Source organism: Plantimonas leprariae (assembly GCF_008802405.1).
GTDB classification, from domain to species: domain Bacteria; phylum Pseudomonadota; class Alphaproteobacteria; order Rhizobiales; family Rhizobiaceae; genus Plantimonas; species Plantimonas leprariae.
Window position 1 is genome coordinate 206,922 of sequence record NZ_VZDO01000005.1, and the last position, 20,443, is coordinate 227,364.

Sequence of the window (20,443 nt, forward strand, 5' to 3'; positions counted from 1 at the left end):
CGGGCCTACCAGACCGGCTGCATGCGGCTCGTGTCCGGCAATTCGTTGCGCTGCGCCGGAAGCACGAAGAGCCGCGCGAAGGCGAGGGCCGCCGCGAGCATCAGGCCGGTGCGCCTCAGCCGCGCCGCGAGGCCGGTCTCCTTCGCGAGCGCCTGCGCCTTCTCGTTGATGACGCGCAGGCGTTCCAGCCCTTCGCGGAACCTCGGATGCGCGACGTCGAGGACGAGCGGGAAGACCTGCCGCGAGATCTCGTTGGTGAGGTGGAAGACCCGGAAGTCGTAGTCGGTCGGATCGATCCCGAGCGCCTTGTGGAAGGCCGGCCGCGCGTGGTCGCGCACGTACATCGTGGCGTAGACCGCGAGAAGGAAGAACCGCACCCAGAGCCGGTTGAGGCCGGCGAGATAGCCGGGGTTGGCGCGCATCAGCAGCGCGAAGGCCTCGCCGTGGCGGAACTCGTCGTTGCACCACTTCTCGAACCATTTGAAGATCGGGTGGAAACGCCGCTCCGGATGGCTTTCCAGATGCCGGAAGATGGTGATGTAGCGGGCGTAGCCGATCTTCTCCGAGAGGTAGGTCGCATAGAAGATGAACTTCGGCCGGAAGAACGTGTACTTCTTCGCCTTCGTCAGGAAACCGAGATTGACGCCGATGCCGAACTCCTTCAGCGCGTCGTTGATGAAGCCGGCATGGCGCGCCTCGTCGCGGCTCATGAAGGAGAAGAGCCGGACGATCTCGGGGTTCTTCCCGCGCTTCTTCATCTCCTTGTAGAGGACGCAGCCGGAGAACTCGGCGGTGAGCGAGGAGACGAGGAAGTCGACGAACTCGTCGCGCAAGGCCGTCGGCAGGGCGTCGAAGTCGATCCGGTCCCAGCGCTCGTCCTGCTTGAAGTGACCCTTGTTCGGGTCGCTCTCCATCTCGGCGAGAAGCTCGTCCCATTCCCGGCGCACGCCCGACACGTCCATCCGGTCGAGGGCGTCGAAGTCGGTCGTGTAGAAGCGCGGCGAGAGGAGCGTCGACTCCATCGCCATGCCGTCCGTGTCGCGGGATTTCAGCGACATCCGCTCGATGGTCATAGCCGTTCTCCCGACGAGAAGCTGAATTCGAGGAGTTCCATGAACTCGAAGTCGCCGGTCATCCGCACCCAGAGCCGTTCCGGCGCGCTGGCCTTCGTGACGGTCGCGGTGCGGTGCAGCGTGACGCGCTCGCCATAGGGCACCGCGATCGCCTCGCCGTGGACGTGGACCTCGTCGCCGGGGCCGACCTCGATCCCTTCGAGCCCGACATGGGCGTGCAGGCTTTCCCAGGTGTGCTCGATCTCGATCGTGCAGGGAACGTCGAACCTCTCGCGCTTCAATGCCGCGATCATCGTATCGCCCTTTCATGGTCGAGAAGTTCGGCGAAGACGCTGGCATTCGATGGGCCGAAGGCGTCGAGCAGCATGGTACGGCCGGTCAGCGGGTCCTGCAGCAGCAGCTCGCCGTTCCGCATCCGCGCCAAGGTGAAGGGCTCGCCGGCGGAGAGGCCCTTGCGCTTCCGGTCGCCGGCGAAGCTCCTCATCGTCACGCGGACGAAGCCGCCCTCGCCGGGAACGAGACGCTCGATCTCCCGGCCGGTGCCCGCCTCCGTCACCGCGACGCCGCCGTCGGCGAGATCGCCGAACAGGAGCCGCGCCGATTCCGAGGCCGTGTCCGGCGCGATCACGGGCGTCGCCGGCGCATGCCGGCCGAGGACGGCGAGCACGAGCGCGGTGGCAATCAGCCCGCCGCAGGCGATCACTGCGTTCCGCTGCGGATCCTTCTTGAGAACCTGACTCATCGTTCCGCCTCCTCTCAGGCCGCGACCGTGCGGCCGCTCGGGAAGGCCATGACCTCGCCCGTCGGCATGGGGGCCGCGCGGACGGGCCGGCGGACGGCTCCCGCCTCCGCTTCGAGCGTCCGCGCCACGAGGGCCGCGACGGCCTCGACATCCGGGATACAGCGCAGGGTCGGCTGCGGATCGAGAACGCGCCACGGCCGGGCGTTCGGCCAGAGCACGAGGAAGGCGACGCGGTTCGGCTTCGCGACAGTGAGCGCGATGCTGCCGGCCGCCTTAGCCGATCTCGTCATCGCCGCGCCGTCGATCAGCGCGAGCGGCAGGTTGAGCGTGATCGGCAGCGCGAGGCCGGAGCGGAACACGAAGCGCTTGGTCGTCAGCGTGTAGATCGTGCCGCGCGCGTAGAGGAAGGCGAGAAGGGTCAGGATGGCGAGCGCCGCCGCTCCACCCGCCAGGAGCGGCAGGGCGGAAAGGATCGCCGCCGCCACCGTATCGCCGGCCTTCACCGCCGAGACGCAGTGCCAGAGGATCAGGGCGGCGAAGTAGAGCGCCACCTTGCGGGTGTGGAAGGCCGAGCGCGCCAGCGAGCGCCATTCGGGCGAGCCCTGCCAGAGCAGCGTCTCGCCCTCCGGTAGCCGTTCGGGCAGGCCGGGGACCGGTTCGAAGGCGAAGTCGTCGTGGGTCCCGTTCATAGCAGCGGCTCCGACCGGGCCGGCGTGGCGTAGAGGTGCCCGCCCGCGAAGTAGGCGTAGATCCGGTCCTCTTCGAGGAACGTGACCGACTCGGCGGACCTGATGCGCGGCGCGTTGGCGAACTGGCTGGCGAGGAGCGCCTTCACCTTCACCGTCTCGCCCTTCAGCTTCGAGAGCGCCATCGGCACCAGCAACGGACCCGTTCCGCCTCCCGCATCGACTTCGAGGTAGCGGACGACATGCTCCGACCGGTCGATCCAGATCTCAACCACCGTCCCGGCTTGGCCGTTGTCCGCCGCGATCACCGGGAAGCCGGTCGGGTCGGGGTCGTGGTTCGAGACGTAGAATTCCGGCGCGAGGCGAGACGGGACGATCTTGTCGCGGTTGTCCCAGGTCTGGTCCGGCACGTCCGGCCGGTCCGCCCAGGCCGCCGGCCCGACGCCGTCGACGAGCGGGTCGCCGGTCGGCACCAGCGGCGCGCCCGGCCAGGGGGCGGCGAGGCGGGCGGCGAGGGGACGCGTGTCGCGGTCGAAGCGGGGCACGGTGCGCGTCTCGCCGTTGCGGAGCCGGTAGACCTTCGGCTTCGGGATGAGGAACGAGCCGCGCATGTCGATGCCGCCGCCCGGATCCGCCTCCAGCGGGTAGCCCTCGCGGTGGTCCTCGCGGCGCAGCCAGACGACGAGCCCGATGAAGAAGCCCCAGAACACGTAGATCGCGATCTGGGCGAGATCGATGTTGCCCGTGACGTTGCCCATCTCCCTCAAGTCCTCCCTTTAGCCGGGCAGTTCGGCGAGGCCGAAGGGCCGGGGCCGATCCGTCGCCGCCGCGTATCGGACGAGCGGTCCGAGCGCGACGAGCGTCGCGAAAAGCAGCGCGATCTCGATGTGGTAGACGACGCCGTAGGGGGCGTCGCGATGCGCGAAGACCGCGCCGAGATCGCCGCGCGCGACAAGCGACTGGACGAGGTCGCGCACCGCGCCGCCCGTGCCGACCGCGAGGCCCGTCGCGGTCGCCTGCACCGCGCCCCAGGCGCCGAGCGCGATGCCGCTTTCGCTGTTCCGGGCGAGATCCATCACCGCCGACAGCATGCCGACGGAAAAGAGCCCGCCGCCGAAGCCGATCAGAACCGCGCCGAGGCGGAAGAGCGAAACGGATTCCAGCGGCGCGGAGAAGATGACGAAGGAGAAGGCGGGCAACCCCGAGAGCGCGCCGTAGGCCGCGAGCCGTACCGGGTCGGTGCCGGCCGAGAGCGCCCGGGCGGCGAGCGCGAGGCCCGCGATCGTGCCGGCGGCCATCAGGGCGGTCTGCATGGTCGTCGCGCCGACGCTCAAACGCAGGACCTGGCCGCCGTAAGGCTCCAGCAGGATATCCTGCATGGAGAAGGCCGCCGTGCCGAGCGCCACCGCCAGCAGCATGCGGCGCGTGCGGGGCGAGGCGGCGAACACCTCCCAGGCCTCGTGGAAGGCCGGTCGCGGCCGGTCGGGCGCGGTGCGCGCCGGGTTGCGGCCCTCCTGCTTCCAGAGCGCGACCATGTTCAGGAGCAGCGTGACCAGCGCCGCCCCCTGCACGACCTGGATGAGGCGCGTGTGGCTGAAATCCGCGAGAACCACGGAAAAGACGAGGGCGCTCAGCAGCATGCCGACGAGCAGCATGAAGTAGAGCAGAGCGACGACGCGCGGCCGCGCATCCTCCCGCGCCATGTCGCACGCGAGCGCGAGGCCCGCCGTCTGCGTCGTGTGCAGCCCCGCGCCGACGAGCAGGAAGGCGACGGCCGCGCCGGCCTCGCCGGCATAGGGCACCGTCAGCTCGCCCCGGCCGGTGAGGACGAGGAGCGCGAAGGGCATCAGCGCGAGGCCGCCGAACTGCAGCATCGTGCCCATCCAGATGAATGGTACGCGCCGCCAGCCGAGGATCGAGCGGTAGGTGTCGGAGCGGTGGCCGACGAGCGCGCGCACCGGCGCGAAGACGATCGGCAGCGCCACCATGAAGGCGACCACCGAGGCCGGGATGTCGAGCTCGACGATCATCACCCGGTTGAGCGTGCCGGTGAGGAGCACGGTCGCCATCCCGACCGAGACCTGGAACAGCGACAGGCGGACGAGGCGGCCGAGCGGCAGGGTTTCCGAAGCCGCGTCGGCGAAGGGCAGGAAGCGCGTGCCGACTTGGCGCCAGAGGCTCGCCATGCCGCGCCCGCTCATCGCCGCACCATCGCGATCATCTCGGACGTGTAGAAGCCGTGGCCGACGCGCGAGGTCCGCTCGATGCGCCAGTCGCCGAGCGCCGGCTCGGCGGCGAGCCGGGCCTTCAGGGCCGCCGGACGGACGGGCACGATGCGTGGGGCTCGGTTCGAGCGCGGGAACAGGCGGCCGAGCGCGTGCATGAGCCCGAGCGCCGGGGTTCGCGGCGCGAAGGTGAAGACGATGCGCCCGTCGGTCCGCGCGGCGAGGCGGGCCAGCGCCGCGACGGCATCGCCCTCGGCGTAGTGGATCAGCGAATCCATCGCGACCACGGCGTCGAACCGGCCGAGACCGGGGTCCAGCATGTCGCCCGAGCGGAAGGCGACGCGGCCGGGCAGGATTTCCGGCGGGAGGGCGTCGGCGGCGAACCGGACGATCTCGGGCGCGAGGTCGACGCCGAGGACGTCCGCGCCGCGCCGGGCGAGTTCCGCCGCCATCGCGCCCGTGCCGCAGCCGGCATCGAGCACCCGCCAGCCGGACAGATCGGCGGGAAGCGAGGCCAGCATCGCGGCGCGCATCCGCGCCCGGCCTTCGCGGACGCTGGAGCGGATGCGCCCGAGCGGCGTGTCGCTCGCGAAGCGCTTCCAGCTCTCGACGGCGGTGCTGTCGAAATAGGTGCGGATTTCGGCGCGCCGGCGCGCGTAGGTTCCCTCGCTCATCAGTCGAACCCCAGGAAGTCGAAGATCTCGCGATCCTTCATGGGCCTCGCGTCGAGCTCTTCCGTGCCGGCGAGCAGCGTCTCCGCGAGCCGCATGTACTCGGCGCGGACCGCCAGCACGTCGGGCGATTCGTCCATCTCGAACAGCGTCGATTTCTTCAGGCGCGAGCGGCGCACCGCGTCGACGTCGCCGAAATGGGCGAGGCGCCTCAGCCCGATCGCCGCGTTGAAGCGGTCGATCTGGTCGGTGTCGCGCGACCGGTTGGCGACGACGCCGGCGAGGCGCACCGGATAGTTCTTCGACTTCGCCTTGATCGCCGCGACGATGCGGTTCATCGCGAAGATCGAGTCGAAATCGTTGGCGGCCACCACGATCGCCCGCTCGGCGTGCTGGAGCGGCGAGGCGAAGCCGCCGCAGACGACGTCGCCGAGGACGTCGAAGATCACGACGTCGGTGTCCTCCAAGAGATGATGCTCCTTCAGGAGCTTCACCGTCTGGCCGACGACGTAGCCGCCGCAGCCGGTTCCCGCCGGCGGGCCGCCCGCCTCGACGCATCTGACGCCGTTGTAGCCCTCGAACACGAAGTCGTCCGGCCTGAGCTCCTCGGCATGGAAATCGACGCCTTCGAGGACGTCGATGACGGTCGGGATCAGCGATTTCGTCAGGGTGAAGGTCGAGTCGTGCTTCGGGTCGCAGCCGATCTGGAGGACGCGCTGCCCGAGCTTCGAGAAGGCGACCGCGAGGTTCGAGGAGGTCGTCGACTTGCCGATGCCGCCCTTGCCGTAGACCGCGAAGACCTTCGCCCCGCCGATCTGAAGCGACGGGTCGAGCGCCACCTGCACGCTGCCCTCGCCATCTTCCCCCGGATTGGCCTCGCGGCCGGCGGCCCGACGCAATGCGCGCGGATTGGTGTAGACGTTCATTCCGCGGCCTCCAGCACGATCCCCTCGACGCGGTCTTCCAGCTCGTCGCCGGCCTCGCGGAGCGCGTCGAGCATCTCCGGCCCCGGGGTCCAGTAGGCGCGCTCGTGCGCCTCGATCAGCCGGTTGGCGAGCTTGGCCGTCGCGCGCGGATTGAGTTCGGCGAGGCGGCGGCGCATCGCGGCGTCGGTGACGAAGGTCTCGGTGATGGTCTCGTAGATCCAGGACGGGACCTCGCCGGTCGTCGCGGACCAGGCAAACGTGTTCGTCACGTGCGCCTCGATCTGGCGGACGCCCTCGTAGCCGTGCTCCAGCAGCGCCTCGTACCATTTCGGGTTGAGCGTCCGGGTGCGCGATTCCAGCGCCACCTGCTCGGCGAGCGTGCGGACCTTGCCGACCCCCCGCGTCTGGTCGCCGACATAGACCGGCACGTCGGTGCCCGCCGCGCGCTTCACCGCGCGGGCGATGCCGCCGAGCGTGTCGAAGTAGTGGTCGACCGTGGTGACGCCGAGCTCGACGGATTCGAGGTTCTGGTAGGCCGCGCCGACGTGCCTGAGTATCGCACCGAGCAGCTCCGGCTGCGGGGCCGGCACGCCGTCGCGGCCGTAGGCGAAGCATTTGCGCCGCGTATAAGCCTCGGCGAGTTCGTCTTCGTCGCTCCAGCAGCCGCTGTCGACCATGTGGTTGACGTTGGAGCCGTAGGCCCCGGCGGCGTTGGAGAAGACGCGGAGCGCGGCGGTCTCGATCGGGCACTCGTGGGCCGCCGCATAGGCGAGAGCGTGCTTGCGCACGAAGTTCCGCTCCGCCGGCTCGTCGGCGGTGGCCGCGAGAAGGCTCGCTTCCGCGAGAAGCTTCGTCTGGAGGGGCAGGAGGTCGCGGAAGATGCCGGAGAGCGTCATCACGACGTCGATGCGCGGGCGGCCGAGCGTTTCCAGGGGCACGAGATCCGCGCCGGCCAGCCGGCCGTAGCCGTCGAAGCGGGGCAATGCTCCGATCAGCGCGAGCGCCTGCGCGATCGGCCCGCCCTCGCTCTTCATGTTGTCCGTGCCCCAGAGCACGAGGGCGATGCTTTCGGGCAGCGTCCCGTGATCCTGCCGGTGCCGTTCCAGCACGCGTTCCGCCTGCGCCCGCCCGTCCGCCACCGCAAACGCGCTCGGCAGGCGGAAGGGGTCGAAGCCGTGGATGTTGCGCCCGGTCGGCAGGATCACCGGCGAGCGCACCACGTCGCCCCCGGCGACGGGGCGGACGTAGCGCCCGTCGAGCGCGGCGAGGATGCCGTCGATCTCGCCGTCGCCGCCGAGCTTAGGCGCGATGTCCGCCAGCGCGCGAACGGCCGTGGCGAGCGGCCCGTCGGGGTCGATGTCTGCCGCCGCGAGAACGGCGTCGGGCGTCTCGCCCTTCGCCAGCCGCTCGGCCAGGGCGGGGGAAAGGTCGAGGCCATGCGAGGCGTCGGCGATCGAGCGGAGGAGGTCGGCGCGCTCGGCGACGTCGGGGGCTTCGCCGACGACGTGGAGGCCGTGCGGGATCAGCGTCGTCTCCACTTCCGCCAGCCGCTCGGCGAGAACCGAAACGGCTCCGGCGGCCGTCCAGTCGAGGCCTTCGCCAAGCTCCAGCGCTTCCGCCTGGGTTCGCAGCGAAGCTTCCAGGCGCTGGAGTTCGCCGTATTCCTGCGGCGGCAGCGCGCGCCAGCGATCGAGTGTCGCCTTCAGGTCGAGGAGGCCCTTGTAGAGGCCGGCATGGGCGACGGGCGGCGTGAGATAGCTCACCAGCGTCGCCGCCGCGCGGCGCTTGGCGATGGTGCCCTCGGAAGGGTTGTTCGCGGCGTAGAGGTAGACGTTCGGCAGGTCGCCGATCAGCCGGTCTGGCCAGCATGCGCCGGACAGGCCGACCTGCTTGCCGGGCATGAACTCCAGCGCGCCGTGCGTGCCGAAATGCAGGACGGCATCCGCGCCGAAATCTTGGCCGAGGTAGCGGTAGAAGGCGGCGAAGGCGTGCGTCGGGGCGAAGCCCTTCTCGAACAGGAGCCGCATCGGGTCGCCCTCGTAGCCGAAGGCGGGCTGCACGCCGACGAGGACGTTGCCGAAGCTTGTCCCGAGAACGAGGATCGTGGAGCCGTCGCTCTGCTGGCGGCCGGGTGCCGGCCCCCATTGCCGCTCGATCTCGGCGAGATGCGGCTCGGTCGCGACATGCGCGTCGGCGGGGATGCGCGCGACGACGTTGGCGGCTTGCCCGAAGCGCTCGGCATTGCCGCCGAGCACGCGCTCGCGAAGAGCTTGCGCCGTGGCGGGAACGTCCACCGTGTAGCCGGCCGCCTTCAGCCCCTTCAGCGTGTTGTGGAGCGAGCGGAAGACGGAGAGATGGGCGGCGGTGCCGGTCGCGCCGCCGTTCGGCGGGAAGTTGAAGAGGACGATTCCGACCTTGCGGTCTTCCCTCGGCGTCCGGCGCAGGCGCACGAGCTTCGCCACCCGCGCCGCCAGCATCGCGGCCCGCTCGGGCTCGCCGGCCATGTCGCGGCTTTTCCCCGCGCCCGACCGGCCGCCGAAGAGGATCGGCCCCGTTGCCCCGTCGATCTCGGGGATCGCGACCATCATCGTCGTCTCGACCGGTGTCAGGCCCCCATCGCCGGCGCGCCACTGTTCGAGGTTCTGGAACTCGATGGCGAAGGCGGAGAGGTAGGGCACGTCGAGGCGGGCGAGCATCGCCTCGGCCGCTTTCGAATCGTTGTAGGCGGGGCCGCCGACGAGGCTGAAGCCGGTGAGCGACACCAGGGCGTCCACGACGGGCTTGCCGTCCGCATCGAGGAAGAAGCGCTCGATCGCGGGGCAGGCGTCGAGGCCGCTCGCGAAGGCGGGGAGGACGCGCAGCCCCTTCGCCTCCAGCGCCGCGATCACGCCGTCGTAGTGCGCGCTGTTCCCGGCGAGCACGTAGGAGCGCATCACGAGGAGCCCGACCGTGCCGAGACTGGCTGCGCGCGGCTGCAGCTTCAGCACCGCCGCCCGGTCCTCGGTGACGCGGCCGGCCAGGCGCGGATGGTAGAGGCCGGTCTCGGGATAGGCCGCCGGCGGCTTCGCCTGGACCACGGTCCGCAGCGCCTCGCGCGGGCCGCCCGCATAGCGCCCGACGAGGAAGCGCACGAGATTGGCGACGTTGTCGTCGGAGCCGGCGAGCAGATATTGCAGCGTCAGGAAATAGGCGCGCACGTCCTGCGCCTTGCCGGGGATGAAGCGCAGGATCTGCGGCAGGCGGCGCAGGAGCCGCATCTGCTGGCGCCCGCCCGCTTGGTTCCGCTTGTCCGCGCCGCGCAGCCGCTTGAGAAGGCCGATCGCGCCGCCGGGCGCGCCGGACATCGAGAAGCTGCCGAGCTTGGTCGTGCGCACGATCTCGGCCGCCGAGAGGCAGCCGATCATCGCGTCGCAGGCTTCGCGCCGCGCCTCCAGCCAGGGGCGCACCGCCCCGATGTGCTCTTCGAGGAAGAGCATGTTGGCGACGACGATGTCGGCCGTCTCGATGTCGCGTCGGCAGCGCTCGGCCCCCATCGGATCGCTGCCCCATTCGGCGGCCGAATGGAGCGTCAGCCGAAGACCCGGCAACTCGCGCTTCAGAAGCTCCCGCGCACGCTCCACCGCGCTCGCCATGTGGCTGTCGAGCGTCACGACGGTGACGGCGACCGGGATCGCGTCAGCGGCTGTAATGGGCCTTGGCATCGTACAGCGTCTCGAGGGTGATCGTGCCGAGGCCTCGCTCGGCGGCGAACTTCTCCGTGTTGCGGCGCGCCTTGCCGCGCACGAAGAAGGGGATCTTCTTCAGCTCCTGCTCGGCGTCCTCGCGCCAGGGCAGCGTCGTTTCGATGGATGATGCCGGCGCGCGCGGCAGGTGCGAGGGCTCGGCCGCGTCGTTGAACTCGAAGTCGTCGCGGAACATGCCGAGAAGGTGCTCCTCCAGCCCCATCATCAGCGGATGCACCCAGGTGTCGAAGAGGACGTTGGCGCCCTCGACGCCCATCTGCGGCGAGTGGCGGGCCGGAAAGTCCTGCACGTGGACCGGCGCGGAGATCACCGCGCAGGGGAGCCCCAGGCGCTTCGCGACGTGCCGCTCCATCTGCGTGCCGAGCACGAGTTCCGGCTGGGCGACGACGATCGCCTCCTCGACCGCGAGGTGGTCGTCGGTGATCAGGGGCTCGAGGCCGTAGGTTGCGGCGGCGCTGCGCACTTCGCGGGCGAACTCGCGCGAGTAGGTGCCGAGGCCGCAGACGGTGAAACCGAGCTCGTCCGCCGCCACGCGCGCGGCTGCCACGGCATGCGTCGCGTCGCCGAAGACGAAGACCCGCTTGCCCGTGAAGTAGGTCGAGTCGACCGAGCGCGAGTACCAGGGCAGGCGCGCCGTTTCGGATCGGGGCAGGGTGGCCGGGTCGAGACCAGCCGCAGCGGCGATGGCCGCGAGAAAGGCTTCCGTGCCGTTCACTCCGATCGGCGGAACCGTGACGGCCGGCTGGCCGTGGGCGCGTTTTAACCAGTCGGCCGCGACGCCGGCGATTTCCGGATAGAGCACGACGTTGAAGTCCGCCTCCGGCAGGCGGGCGAGGTCGGCGACGCTGGAGCCGAGCGGCGCGACGACGTTCACCGTCAGGCCCAGACCCTCCACGAGGCGGCGGACCTCCGCGACGTCGTCGCGGTGCCGGAAGCCGAGCGCGGCGGGGCCGAGGATGTTGCAGACCGAGCCGGCCGGCCTTGTCGCCGCCGGACCCGCCGGGGCCAGCGCGAAGGCGCGCACGAGCCGGTAGAAGGTCTCCGCCGCGCCCCAGTTCTCCTTCTTGGAATAGGACGGAAGCTCCAGCGGCACGACGGGAACGGGAAGCGGCAGGGCTTTCGCCAGCCCGCCGGGATCGTCCTGGATCAATTCGGCCGTGCAGGACGCGCCGACGAGGACGGCGTCCGGCCGGAAGCGCTCCACCGCCTCGCGGCAGGCGGTCTTGAAGATTTCCGCCGTGTCGCTGCCGAGATCGCGCGCCTGGAAGGTGGTGTAGGTGACGGGCGGGCGGGTGTCCCGCCGCTCGATCATGGTGAACAGGAGGTCGGCATAGGTGTCGCCCTGGGGGGCGTGGAGCACGAGATGGACGCCGCGCATCGAGGCCGCGATCCGCATCGCGCCGACATGGGGTGGTCCCTCGTAGGTCCAGACCGCGAGCTGCATTTCAGGCCTCCAGCTTCAAACGGGCCCGCCGCTCGAACGGCCGGGCGAACAGTTCGGCGAGGTCGCCGGCCTGGTCGAAGCCCTGGATCGGCGTGAAGGCGAGCTCGATCGACCACTTGGTGGCGAAACCCTCACGCTCCAGCGGGTTGGCGAGGCCGAGACCGCAGACGACGAGGTCCGGCTTCGCGGCGCGGCAGCGGTCGAGCTGGCGGTCGACGTCCTGCCCCTCGCTGACGGTCACCGTGTCCGGCAAAAGCGCGAACTCCGCTTCCAGATGGCGGCGATGCAGGAACGGCGTGCCGATCTCGACGATCTCCGCGCCGAGCTCGCGATGGAGGAACCGCGCCATCGCCGGTTCGGCTTGGCTGTCGGGAAAGAAGAAGATGCGCTTGTCGCCGAGCGTTTCCCGGCGCTTCGCCACCGCCGCGCGGGCACGGGCGCGTCCCGGGGCGACGATCGCCTCGAAGCGGCCGGGATCGACGCCGAACGCCTCCGCTGCGGCCCGAAGCCACGCCGTCGTGCCTTCCTCGCCGAGCGGGAAGGGGGCGGGCAGGTGCCGGGCGCCGCGGCTTTCCAGCGCCTTCGCGGTTTCGCCGAGATAGGGCTGCGCGAGGAGGAAACGGGTGTGCGGCCCGACTGCCGCGCGCTCTGCGGCGGAGCGCGGCGGCAGGAACGCCACCCGGCCGATGCCGAGCGCTTCGAAGATGCGGCGGAACTGGTCCTCCACCACGTCGGCGAGCGCGCCGGCGACGAGGAGCGAAGGCGCCTCGCCGATGGGGGCGGCGGGCAGGTCGTGCACCAGCGCGGCGAGAAAATTGTCCTCGCCCTGCGTGAACGTCGTCTCGATGCCGCTGCCCGAATAGTGCAGGACGCGCAGGGCGGGACCGTAGGCGCGGTCGAGGCGATGGGCCGCCTTGGCGAGATCGAGCTTGATCACCTCGGACGGACAGGAGCCGACCAGGACCAGGAGGCGGATGCCGGGCCGGCGCGCGACGAGCCGGGCGACCACGGCGTCGAGCTCGTCGTGCATGTCGGCCATGCCGGCCAGATCGCGCTCCTCCATGATGGCGGTGGCGAAGCGTGGCTCGGCGAAGATCATGACGCCCGCCGCCGACTGCATGAGGTGCGCGCAGGTGCGCGAGCCGACCACGAGGAAGAAGGCATCCTGCATCTTGCGGTGCAGCCAGAGGATCGAGGTCAGGCCGCAGAACACCTCGTGCTGGCCGCGCTCGCGGATCGGCCGCACCGGCGATCCGGCCCGGCAGTCCGCAGCGGCGGTGCGATCGGGTGCTGCGGCCGTCATCGCGCCGGCTCCAGCGCGGCGGCCGGCAGCTCGCCCGAACCGGCGCCGAGGCGGGCGGCCCGCAGCTTCAAAAGGAACTGCGCCGCGTTGGCGGCGTAGGTGGCGTAGGCGGCGAGGGCCAGTATCAGGAGGGCTTCGTGGCCGAGAAGCCCACCGGCGAGCGCCATCAGATAGGCGGTGTGGAGCGCCAGGACGGCCATGCTGACGACGTCTTCCCAGAAGAAGGCGTCGGCGAACAGCCAGCGTCCGAAGACTGCTTTTTCCCAGATCGAGCCGGTGATCATGATGGCGTAGAGCACGCCTGTCTTCGCGACGACCGAGGCGTTGGCGATGGCCAGCCCCTCACCGGACACGAGATAGCGGGCGATGAGGCCGACGCTGACGAGGCAGACCGCGAACTGGAGCGGCGCGAGGACGCCTTGCACGAGCGTCCAGGCAGAAGCGTCGCGGCGTCGCCGCTGATCCGGCGTGTAGAGCGGTTTGGCCTGGCCGCCGGAGCGGAGACGGAGTGAACGCGCCATCGTCCGCCACCTCCCGGGCTTCGGATGCTGATACGGTCGGAGCCTAAATCTCGCGCCGGCAAAGTGTCAATCAAAAGTGACGTATAATAATTTTTACGATTTCGAGGGAAGGCAGGCTGGCCAACCGCGAAATTCCGCCATAGGCTACCGCGGAGGTTCGGCCTGTTCGTCGGCCTGCCGAGGCTGTCGTCAGGGAATGGGACGGGAGTTCCGGGAGAGGCGGAGCTTTCGTCCGAGGCGAGGGAGGGCGCCGATCATGGGCGAAGCACGGCTGGCATCATCCGTTCCATCCGGCTCGCCGCCGGATTTTCCGCTCGGCCTCGACGACGTCCTGCCGGGGCTGCGGGCCTCGGAAACGCCGGACGCCGACGGTCCCGCCGCTTGCGGGTCGCTGATCGCCCGTGCCATCTCGGAAGTCGCCGCGAGGCGTCGCACCGTGCGAATGCCGGCCGAACGCGGATCGTCCGAAGCGGCGGAAGCGCCGTCGCCGCATCCTCGCGTCCTCGATTTCGTCGAAGCCCTATTCGACGACAGTCCCCGCCGTTGCCGCGCGATCGCCGAGGACGCGTTCTCCGAGACCCCTGACCCGCAAAGCCTGGCCGCCTCGCTGTTCGCGCCGGCGGCGGGCTTCATCGGCGAGCGGTGGATCGCCGACGAGAACGACTTCCTGCAGGTGACGGTCGCGCTCGCGCGGATCCAGCAGATCTTCTCCCGCCTCGCCGCCGACAGTCCTGCGGCGGTGCGCCCCGATGCGGCGCGCCGGCTGCTCCTCGCTCCCGCGCCCGGCGAACAGCACGGCTTCGGCCTCGTCGTCGTGGAGGATGCGTTCGCGCGGGCCGGATGGACGGTCGACCGCTGCGGCGGCGGCGACGCCGAGCGGCTGATCCGCAAGGCGGCGGCGGGCGACTATCTGGCGGTCGGCGTGTCGATCGGCTCCGAACGGTGGCTTCCCGCGCTGCGATCCGTCGCGGAGCGGCTGCGGGCCGGATCGCGCCGCGGGTCGGTGGTGCTGATGGCCGGCGGCAGCGCTGCGGTCCGGCATCCGCAGGAGGTGCTCGACCTCGGGTTCGACTTCGTCGCGACCGATGCGTCCTCCGGCGTCAGGCTGGCCGAGGCCTTCCTCGCGAAGCGCGCGAAGGTGCAACCTCGAACGGTCCTCGCCCACTAGTCCCGCCCCTCGATCGGAAACCGGCGCCCATCGACGTGTCCCGACCTTTCCACTCTCACGACGCCATGTTCGCGGGACTGGACGCGGAAGCCGCGACGGCGCTCGCGATGGGCAATTCGGATGTCGCGGTGGTGCTTTCGCCGAGTGGGCATGTGCTGGACGTCGCCTTCCGCGACGGTGCGCTCGCCGCCTGGGCCATCGAGGCCTGGGTCGGCAAGCCCTGGCGGGACACGGTCACGCCGGAAAGCCGCGAGAAGATCGACGGGCTGCTCGCGAGCCTGTCCGAAGGTTCGCCGACGCGTCCGCGGCAGGTCAACCATCCGGCGGCGGACAGGACCGATCTTCCCGTCAGCTACCGCGTGGTCGCCTTCGCGAACTCGCCCAACCGGATCGCGTTCGGCACCGATCTCAGGCCGATGGCCGAGATGCAGCAACGGCTGGTGACGGCCCAGGTCGAGATGGAGGACGACTACCGGAAGCTGCGCGACGTGGAGGCGCGCTACCGCATCGTGTTCCACCTTGCCGCCGAGCCCATGCTCATCGTCGAAGGGCAGACGCTGCGGGTTCTCGAAGCCAACGAGGGCGCCATCGAGATGCTCGGGCGACGGCCGGAGAAACTGATCGGCCTGCCGGCGACCTCGATCTTTTCCAAGCTCGATCAGGCCGCCGCCGCCGAAAGCCTCCGGGGCATCGAGGCGCGGGGCCGCGCCGACGCCTTCGACGCGCGCCAGGCGGCCACGCAGGAGCGGCTGTTCGTCCGGGCGATCCCCTTCCGGATGTCGGGGCGCACGAACCTGCTTCTTCGCCTGGGGCGGGAGGAGCCGGTCGCGCAGGGCCGCGCCGGCGCCGACGACGCGATGGCCGAACTGGTCCGGGCCATTCCGGACGGCCTCATCGTCCTCGACGAGAAGAACAACATCGTCGACGCCAACCCCGCCTTCCTTGACCTGATACGCGTCATGACCTTCGACCGGATCGAGGACCGGGCCGTCGACAACTGGCTGGGCGGATCGTCGGTCGACGTCCAGGTGCTGATGGCAAACCTGCGCGAGCACGGCGTGATGCGCCGCTTCGCCTCCGTCGTCCGCGACGATCTTGGCGGCGGCGGACCGATCGAGGTCTCGGCGGCGAGGTTCTCGGGGCGGCAGGGACCGTTGTTCGGCCTCGCGATCCGGGAAGTGTCGAACGTCCAGCCGATCCACCCGGGCTTTGTCGTCAACCGGCCGGATACGGGGCTGCAACTCACCGAACTCGTCGGGCGCGTGCCGCTGAAGGACGTCGTCCGCGACACCGCCGACGTCATCGAAAAATTGTGCATCGAGGCGGCGCTGCGCCTCACGGAGAACAACCGCGCATCCGCGGCCGACATGCTCGGCCTCAGCCGGCAGAGCCTCTACCTGAAGATGAAGCGCTACAACATCGCCGATGTCGATGGGGCCGGCACCGACGACTGAACTCTCGCGATATCGTGAGTGTCAATTTCATTTGACGCTTGGAGACGTAAAAGCTAGCGTTCGGCCATGGCCGAACCGATCGCCCTTCCCAGTCGGCCCCGGGTGCCGGGGCTCGGCGCCACGATCGAACTCCTGAAGCCGCTCACCTGGTTCGCCCCGATGTGGGCCTTCGGCTGCGGCGTCATCTCGTCCGGCACCGCGATCGTCGAGCGGTGGCCCTACGTGATCGGCGGCATCCTCCTGGCGGGTCCGCTGGTCTGCGGCACCAGCCAGGCCGTCAACGACTGGTTCGACCGTGAGGTCGACGTCATCAACGAGCCGCATCGCGTCATTCCGTCCGGCCGGATGCCGGGTCGATGGGGGCTGGCGATCGCGCTGGCGAGCACGGTGCTCTCGATCGCCGTCGCATTTCTGCTCGGACCCTGGGTCCTCGGCGCGGCGCTCGGCGGGCTGCTTCTCGCCTGGGCCTACAGCGCGCCGCCGTTCCGCCTGAAGCGCAGCGGCTGGTACGGTCCCGCCGCCGTCGGCCTCTGCTACGAAGGGCTGCCGTGGTTCACGGCGGCGGCCGCCGCGACGGGCGCCTTTCCCGGCGCGGCGGTGCTGGTGACAGCGCTGCTCTACAGCGTCGGCGCGCACGGCATCATGACGCTGAACGATTTCAAGTCGGTGCGCGGCGACCGGCGCACCGGCCTCGCCAGCCTGCCCGCCACGCTCGGCATCGACCGCGCGGCGCGGCTCGCCTGCGCGGTCATGGCCGTGCCGCAGCTGGTCGTCGCCGGTCTTCTGGTCCACTGGGGCTTCCCGGTGCATGCCGCCTGCGTCGTGGCTCTTCTCGTCGGGCAGGTGGCCTGCATGCGGCGGCTCTTGCGCGATCCGCTCCGGTTCGCGGCCTGGTACAACGCGACGGGCACGACGCTCTACGTTCTCGGCATGCTGGCCGCCGCCGTCGCGCTTCGCTCGCTGGGGAGCGCCTGACCGTGGAAGCGTCCTTCGGCTGGCGGACGGTAGTCCGGCTCGGCTTCGTCCAGGCCGCGATCGGCGCGCTCGCCATGCTGGCGACCTCGACGCTGAACCGCGTGATGATCGTGGAACTGGGGCTCGCCGCGCTGGTGCCGGGTGCTCTCGTCGGCGCGCATTACGGCGTCCAGATCGCGCGGCCGCTCTGGGGGCACGGCTCGGACGCCGGCGGACGCCGCACGCCGTGGATCCTCGGCGGTGTCGCGCTTCTCGCGGCGGCGGTGACCGGTGCCGCCCTGGCGGTCGCAGTGATGGCGGACAGCTTCGCGATCGGCCTCGGCCTCGCCATCGTCGATTTCATCCTGATCGGCTTCGGCGTCGGGGCCGCGGGAACCTCGCTTCTGGCGCTCATCGCGTCGTATACGCCGGACGCGCGCCGCCCCGCGACGGCGATGCTCGTCTGGCTGATGATGATCCTCGGCATCGCGATCACCGGCCTCGCCACGGGGCGTTTCCTCGATCCCTTCTCGATGGATCGCCTTATCGCGGTCACGGCCGCCGTGGCGCTTCTGGCGACGGCGGTCGCGGTTCTCGCCCTGGCGGGCGTCGAGAAGGGCACTCTTCCCGCGCCGCCCGCCGGTGCGACGCGTTCCTTCGAAACCTTTCGGGCCGGTCTCGCCGACGCTTGGCACGACCCCGAGGCGCGCCGCTTCACGGTCTTCGTCTTCGTGTCCATGATCGCCTATTCGATGCAGGACCTGATCCTGGAGCCCTATGCCGGCCTCGTCTTCGGGATGACGCCGGGCGAGACGACGACGCTTTCCGGCGTGCAGAACGGCGGCGTGCTCGCCGGGATGCTGCTCGGCGGCCTCGGCGGCACCGCCTTCCATCGACGTTTTCCGGCGGTCCTGAAACATCTTGGCGTCACGGGATGCCTTCTGTCCGCCGCCGCGCTCCTGGCGCTCGCCGGCGCGGCGTCGGGGTCGCACGCCTGGCCGCTTCGCGCGAACGTCTTCGCGCTCGGTTTCGCCAACGGGCTCTTCGCCGTCGCGGCGGTCGCATCCATGATGGCGCTGGCGGGCGCCGGCGGACCGACACGCACCGGGCTGCGCATGGGGTTGTGGGGCGCGGCGCAGGGCCTCGGCTTCGGGCTCGGCGGCTTTCTCGGCGCCGCCGCGGTCGACGCGATGCGTTTGGCCGGCGCGCCGGGCTCGGCGGCCTATGCCGGCGTGTTCCTGATCGAGGCCGCCGGGTTCACGGCGTCGGCGGCGCTGGCGGTCCGCATCTCCATGCCGCATCGAGTGCCCGAGGGAGGCGAGCGGAGGGACGCCGCCGCTCCCCGGTGGAACTCCCGCCGGGCCCCGGCATGAGACCCCCCGCGCCGGAGCCGTGCGACTACGACGTCGTCGTGGTCGGCGGCGGTCCGGCCGGCGCGACCGCCGCGACCGACCTGGCCGCCAACGGCCGCCGGGTGCTGCTTCTCGACCGGGAAGGCCGCACGAAACCTTGCGGCGGCGCGATCCCGACCCGGCTGATCGCGGATTTCGACATCCCGCCGAGCCTCCTCACGGCGCACATCCGCTCGGCGCGGATCGCCGCGCCGTCGCGACGACAGGTCGACATGCGGATCGACGGCGGTTTCGTCGGCATGGTCGACCGCGACATCTTCGATCCGTGGCTGCGACGCCGGGCGGCCGGAGCGGGCGCGACGGTCCTCGCCGCGCGCTTCGAAACCGCTCGTCCATCGGGCGACGGCGCCCTCGCGATCTCGTTCCGGGAAAAGGGCCGCGCCGCTTCCGTAACGGTTTCGGCGCGGATGATCGTCGGCGCCGACGGCGCGAACTCGGCGGTGCGGCGCGACCTCTTCGCACCGGAAACCCGGCCGCCCTTCGTCTTCGCCTATCATGAGATCGTCCGCTCGCCACGTGGCCGGAGCGCCGCTTTCGATCCGGAGCGCTGCGACGTCTTCTACGGGGAGGCCGTGTCGCCGGACTTCTACGGCTGGGTCTTTCCGCACGGCGACACGACGAGCGTCGGGACGGGGAGCGCCCGCAAGGGTTTCGACCTGCGCGAGGCGACGCGCCGGCTGCGCCTCGCCGGCGGCCTGTCGGAATGCGAAACGCTGCGGGCGGAAGGCGCGCCGCTGCCGTTGCGGCCGCTCCGTCGCTGGGACGACGGCCGGCGGGCGCTGCTGGCGGGCGACGCGGCGGGCGTCGTCGCGCCGGCCTCCGGCGAGGGCATCTACTACGCGATGCTCTGCGGCAGGCTGGTGGCGGAGACTGCCGCCGAATTTCTTGAGACCGGCGACGCCAGGGTGATGGCGACCGCCCGCAGGCGCTTCATGCGGGAGCACGGACGCATCTTCCTGATGCTTCGGGCGATGCAAGGGTTCTGGTACCGGAACGACAGGCGCCGCGAGCGGTTCGCAGCCCTCTGCGCAGACCCGGACATCCAGCGTCTGGTGTGGGATTCCTACCTGAACAAGCGGCTCGTGCGCGCCGATCCGCTCGCCTATTTCCGCGTTTTCGCGAAGGACGTGGCGCAACTGCTGCGCCTCGGCTTCCAATAGGATGCAGGCGATCGAAGCCTTCGTTCTCGATGGCCGCGTCACGCTCGTCGCCTTGCTCGTGCTCGCCGCCGAACTCGTGCTGCTCGGCGTCTTCCGCCGGGAGACGCCCTCCCGCACGCTTCTTGCCAACGCGCTGTCCGGCATGTCGCTGATCATGGCGCTCCGCTCGGCGCTTCTCGGCCCCAGTCCCGGAGCCGTAGCGCTCTGGCTCGGCCTCGGGTTTCTGGCGCACCTCGCCGATCTGGCGCAGCGGCTGAGGCGCTAGCCCGGCCACGATCCGCCTTCCGGCGGATCGTCCGCGATGTCGGCTTCGGGAAGCGGCGGCCGCTACTGCACGGCGCCGACCACCTGCAGTCCGTTCGCCGCCTCGAGCACCGTCGCGTAGTGCTGCGTCAACTGCGGCAGCGTCTTCGCGGCGTAGCGGCCGAGGTTGTTGTCTTCCTTCTGATAGCCTTTGTAGACCGCGATCATGCGCTGATGGACGAAGATCTGGCTCTCGACGTAGAGACGGTCGAAGTCCGCCCCGGCGACCGGTTTCATCTTGTTGAGGAGGCCCAACTGCTCGCCATCGGGCGAGGCGGACGCGACTTCCGTCTTGTCCGCCTTGCCGGCCGCTCGCAGTTCCTGCTGCATCCGCGTGTGGTCGTCGACCAGCGTCTTCGCCAGCGCCTTGATGTCGTCCGAACCGGATTTCTGCAGCGCCAGCTCGCCTGCCGAGATCACGAAGGCGTCGGCGGCGTCGGCCGTCGCCACGAACTCGTAGGTCGAAGACAGCGAACGCGGCTCGATCTGGCTTTCTGGGATCGTCGGAATGGACGAGTCGCCCTGCGACTGCGCGAAAACCGGCGTGGCGAGAACCAGCACGGCGGATATGCAAGAAACGAATGCACGTTTGACCATGGCGCGTTCCTCCGCTTGCGAATGACGCAGCAACTTGCCGAAAATCGCTAAGTTCCAGTCG

At 70.4% G+C, this 20,443-nt stretch carries 19 protein-coding genes; 6 read left to right on the forward strand and 13 right to left on the reverse strand.

Going from position 1 to position 20,443, the window contains the following annotated elements:
- Nucleotides 1–5 precede the first annotated feature (5 nt).
- Genes acsF through bchF form a run of 12 tightly spaced genes read right to left on the reverse strand, consistent with a single transcriptional unit; the run spans nucleotide 6 to nucleotide 13,334 of the window.
- Entirely contained in the window at nucleotides 6–1,073 is a 1,068-nt protein-coding gene (gene acsF, locus F6X38_RS09120) for a magnesium-protoporphyrin IX monomethyl ester (oxidative) cyclase (RefSeq protein WP_150969401.1), read from the reverse strand.
- Entirely contained in the window at nucleotides 1,070–1,366 is a 297-nt protein-coding gene (locus tag F6X38_RS09125) for a hypothetical protein (protein WP_150969402.1), read from the reverse strand. Before F6X38_RS09125 ends, acsF begins: the two co-directional genes overlap by 4 nt.
- Nucleotides 1,363–1,815, reverse strand: a complete 453-nt coding sequence (gene puhC / locus F6X38_RS09130) for a photosynthetic complex assembly protein PuhC (RefSeq protein WP_150969403.1) — start codon at nucleotides 1,813–1,815, stop codon at nucleotides 1,363–1,365. The genes F6X38_RS09125 and puhC overlap by 4 nt, the downstream gene beginning before the upstream one ends.
- Before the next feature lie 14 nt (nucleotides 1,816–1,829).
- Nucleotides 1,830–2,504 carry a photosynthetic complex putative assembly protein PuhB gene (gene puhB / locus F6X38_RS09135; protein ID WP_150969404.1) on the reverse strand — a complete coding sequence of 225 codons (675 nt, stop codon included), beginning with the start codon at nucleotides 2,502–2,504 and terminating at the stop codon, nucleotides 1,830–1,832.
- Nucleotides 2,501–3,259, reverse strand: a complete 759-nt coding sequence (gene puhA, locus F6X38_RS09140; protein ID WP_150969405.1) for a photosynthetic reaction center subunit H — start codon at nucleotides 3,257–3,259, stop codon at nucleotides 2,501–2,503. Before puhA ends, puhB begins: the two co-directional genes overlap by 4 nt.
- 18 nt (nucleotides 3,260–3,277) lie before the next feature.
- Complete coding sequence (locus F6X38_RS09145; protein WP_150969406.1) at nucleotides 3,278–4,702, reverse strand: BCD family MFS transporter; 1,425 nt, start codon at nucleotides 4,700–4,702, stop codon at nucleotides 3,278–3,280.
- Entirely contained in the window at nucleotides 4,699–5,400 is a 702-nt protein-coding gene (bchM, locus tag F6X38_RS09150; protein WP_150969407.1) for a magnesium protoporphyrin IX methyltransferase, read from the reverse strand. Before bchM ends, F6X38_RS09145 begins: the two co-directional genes overlap by 4 nt.
- On the reverse strand, nucleotides 5,400–6,323 hold the full coding sequence (gene bchL / locus F6X38_RS09155; protein WP_150969408.1) for a ferredoxin:protochlorophyllide reductase (ATP-dependent) iron-sulfur ATP-binding protein: 924 nt from the start codon (nucleotides 6,321–6,323) through the stop codon (nucleotides 5,400–5,402). The genes bchM and bchL overlap by 1 nt, the downstream gene beginning before the upstream one ends.
- A complete protein-coding gene (locus F6X38_RS09160) occupies nucleotides 6,320–10,024 on the reverse strand; it encodes a magnesium chelatase subunit H (RefSeq protein ID WP_150969409.1) in 3,705 nt (1,234 codons plus the stop codon). The genes bchL and F6X38_RS09160 overlap by 4 nt, the downstream gene beginning before the upstream one ends.
- The gene (bchB, locus tag F6X38_RS09165; protein ID WP_150969410.1) at nucleotides 9,999–11,510 is read right to left on the reverse strand and encodes a ferredoxin:protochlorophyllide reductase (ATP-dependent) subunit B; all 1,512 of its coding nucleotides are present in this window, start codon (nucleotides 11,508–11,510) and stop codon (nucleotides 9,999–10,001) included. Before bchB ends, F6X38_RS09160 begins: the two co-directional genes overlap by 26 nt.
- Nucleotide 11,511: 1 nt before the next feature.
- The gene (locus F6X38_RS09170) at nucleotides 11,512–12,813 is read right to left on the reverse strand and encodes a ferredoxin:protochlorophyllide reductase (ATP-dependent) subunit N (RefSeq protein WP_150969411.1); all 1,302 of its coding nucleotides are present in this window, start codon (nucleotides 12,811–12,813) and stop codon (nucleotides 11,512–11,514) included.
- The gene (gene bchF / locus F6X38_RS09175; protein WP_150969412.1) at nucleotides 12,810–13,334 is read right to left on the reverse strand and encodes a 2-vinyl bacteriochlorophyllide hydratase; all 525 of its coding nucleotides are present in this window, start codon (nucleotides 13,332–13,334) and stop codon (nucleotides 12,810–12,812) included. The genes F6X38_RS09170 and bchF overlap by 4 nt, the downstream gene beginning before the upstream one ends.
- A 256-nt stretch (nucleotides 13,335–13,590) precedes the next feature.
- Between bchF and F6X38_RS09180 the strand changes: the two genes are divergently transcribed.
- The 6 genes from F6X38_RS09180 to F6X38_RS09205 all read left to right on the forward strand — a co-directional run bounded on the left by F6X38_RS09180 (nucleotide 13,591) and on the right by F6X38_RS09205 (nucleotide 19,747).
- Nucleotides 13,591–14,502, forward strand: a complete 912-nt coding sequence (locus F6X38_RS09180; RefSeq protein WP_161992679.1) for a cobalamin B12-binding domain-containing protein — start codon at nucleotides 13,591–13,593, stop codon at nucleotides 14,500–14,502.
- Nucleotides 14,503–14,567: 65 nt separating this feature from the next.
- Nucleotides 14,568–15,956 (forward strand): transcriptional regulator PpsR, encoded by a 1,389-nt coding sequence (ppsR, locus tag F6X38_RS09185; RefSeq protein WP_150969414.1) that lies wholly within the window; start codon nucleotides 14,568–14,570, stop codon nucleotides 15,954–15,956.
- 66 nt (nucleotides 15,957–16,022) lie between these two features.
- Entirely contained in the window at nucleotides 16,023–16,931 is a 909-nt protein-coding gene (gene chlG / locus F6X38_RS09190; protein WP_150969415.1) for a chlorophyll synthase ChlG, read from the forward strand.
- Between the two features lie 2 nt (nucleotides 16,932–16,933).
- A complete protein-coding gene (locus F6X38_RS09195; RefSeq protein ID WP_246191267.1) occupies nucleotides 16,934–18,283 on the forward strand; it encodes a BCD family MFS transporter in 1,350 nt (449 codons plus the stop codon).
- Nucleotides 18,280–19,482, forward strand: coding sequence for a geranylgeranyl diphosphate reductase (locus tag F6X38_RS09200; protein ID WP_150969416.1), 1,203 nt, complete (start codon nucleotides 18,280–18,282; stop codon nucleotides 19,480–19,482). The genes F6X38_RS09195 and F6X38_RS09200 overlap by 4 nt, the downstream gene beginning before the upstream one ends.
- Nucleotide 19,483: 1 nt before the next feature.
- Nucleotides 19,484–19,747, forward strand: a complete 264-nt coding sequence (locus F6X38_RS09205) for a hypothetical protein (RefSeq protein WP_150969417.1) — start codon at nucleotides 19,484–19,486, stop codon at nucleotides 19,745–19,747.
- A gap of 62 nt (nucleotides 19,748–19,809) precedes the next feature.
- Here the strand turns inward: F6X38_RS09205 and F6X38_RS09210 are convergent, their stop codons facing one another.
- Complete coding sequence (locus tag F6X38_RS09210) at nucleotides 19,810–20,382, reverse strand: DUF4142 domain-containing protein (protein ID WP_161992680.1); 573 nt, start codon at nucleotides 20,380–20,382, stop codon at nucleotides 19,810–19,812.
- Nucleotides 20,383–20,443: the final 61 nt, after the last annotated feature.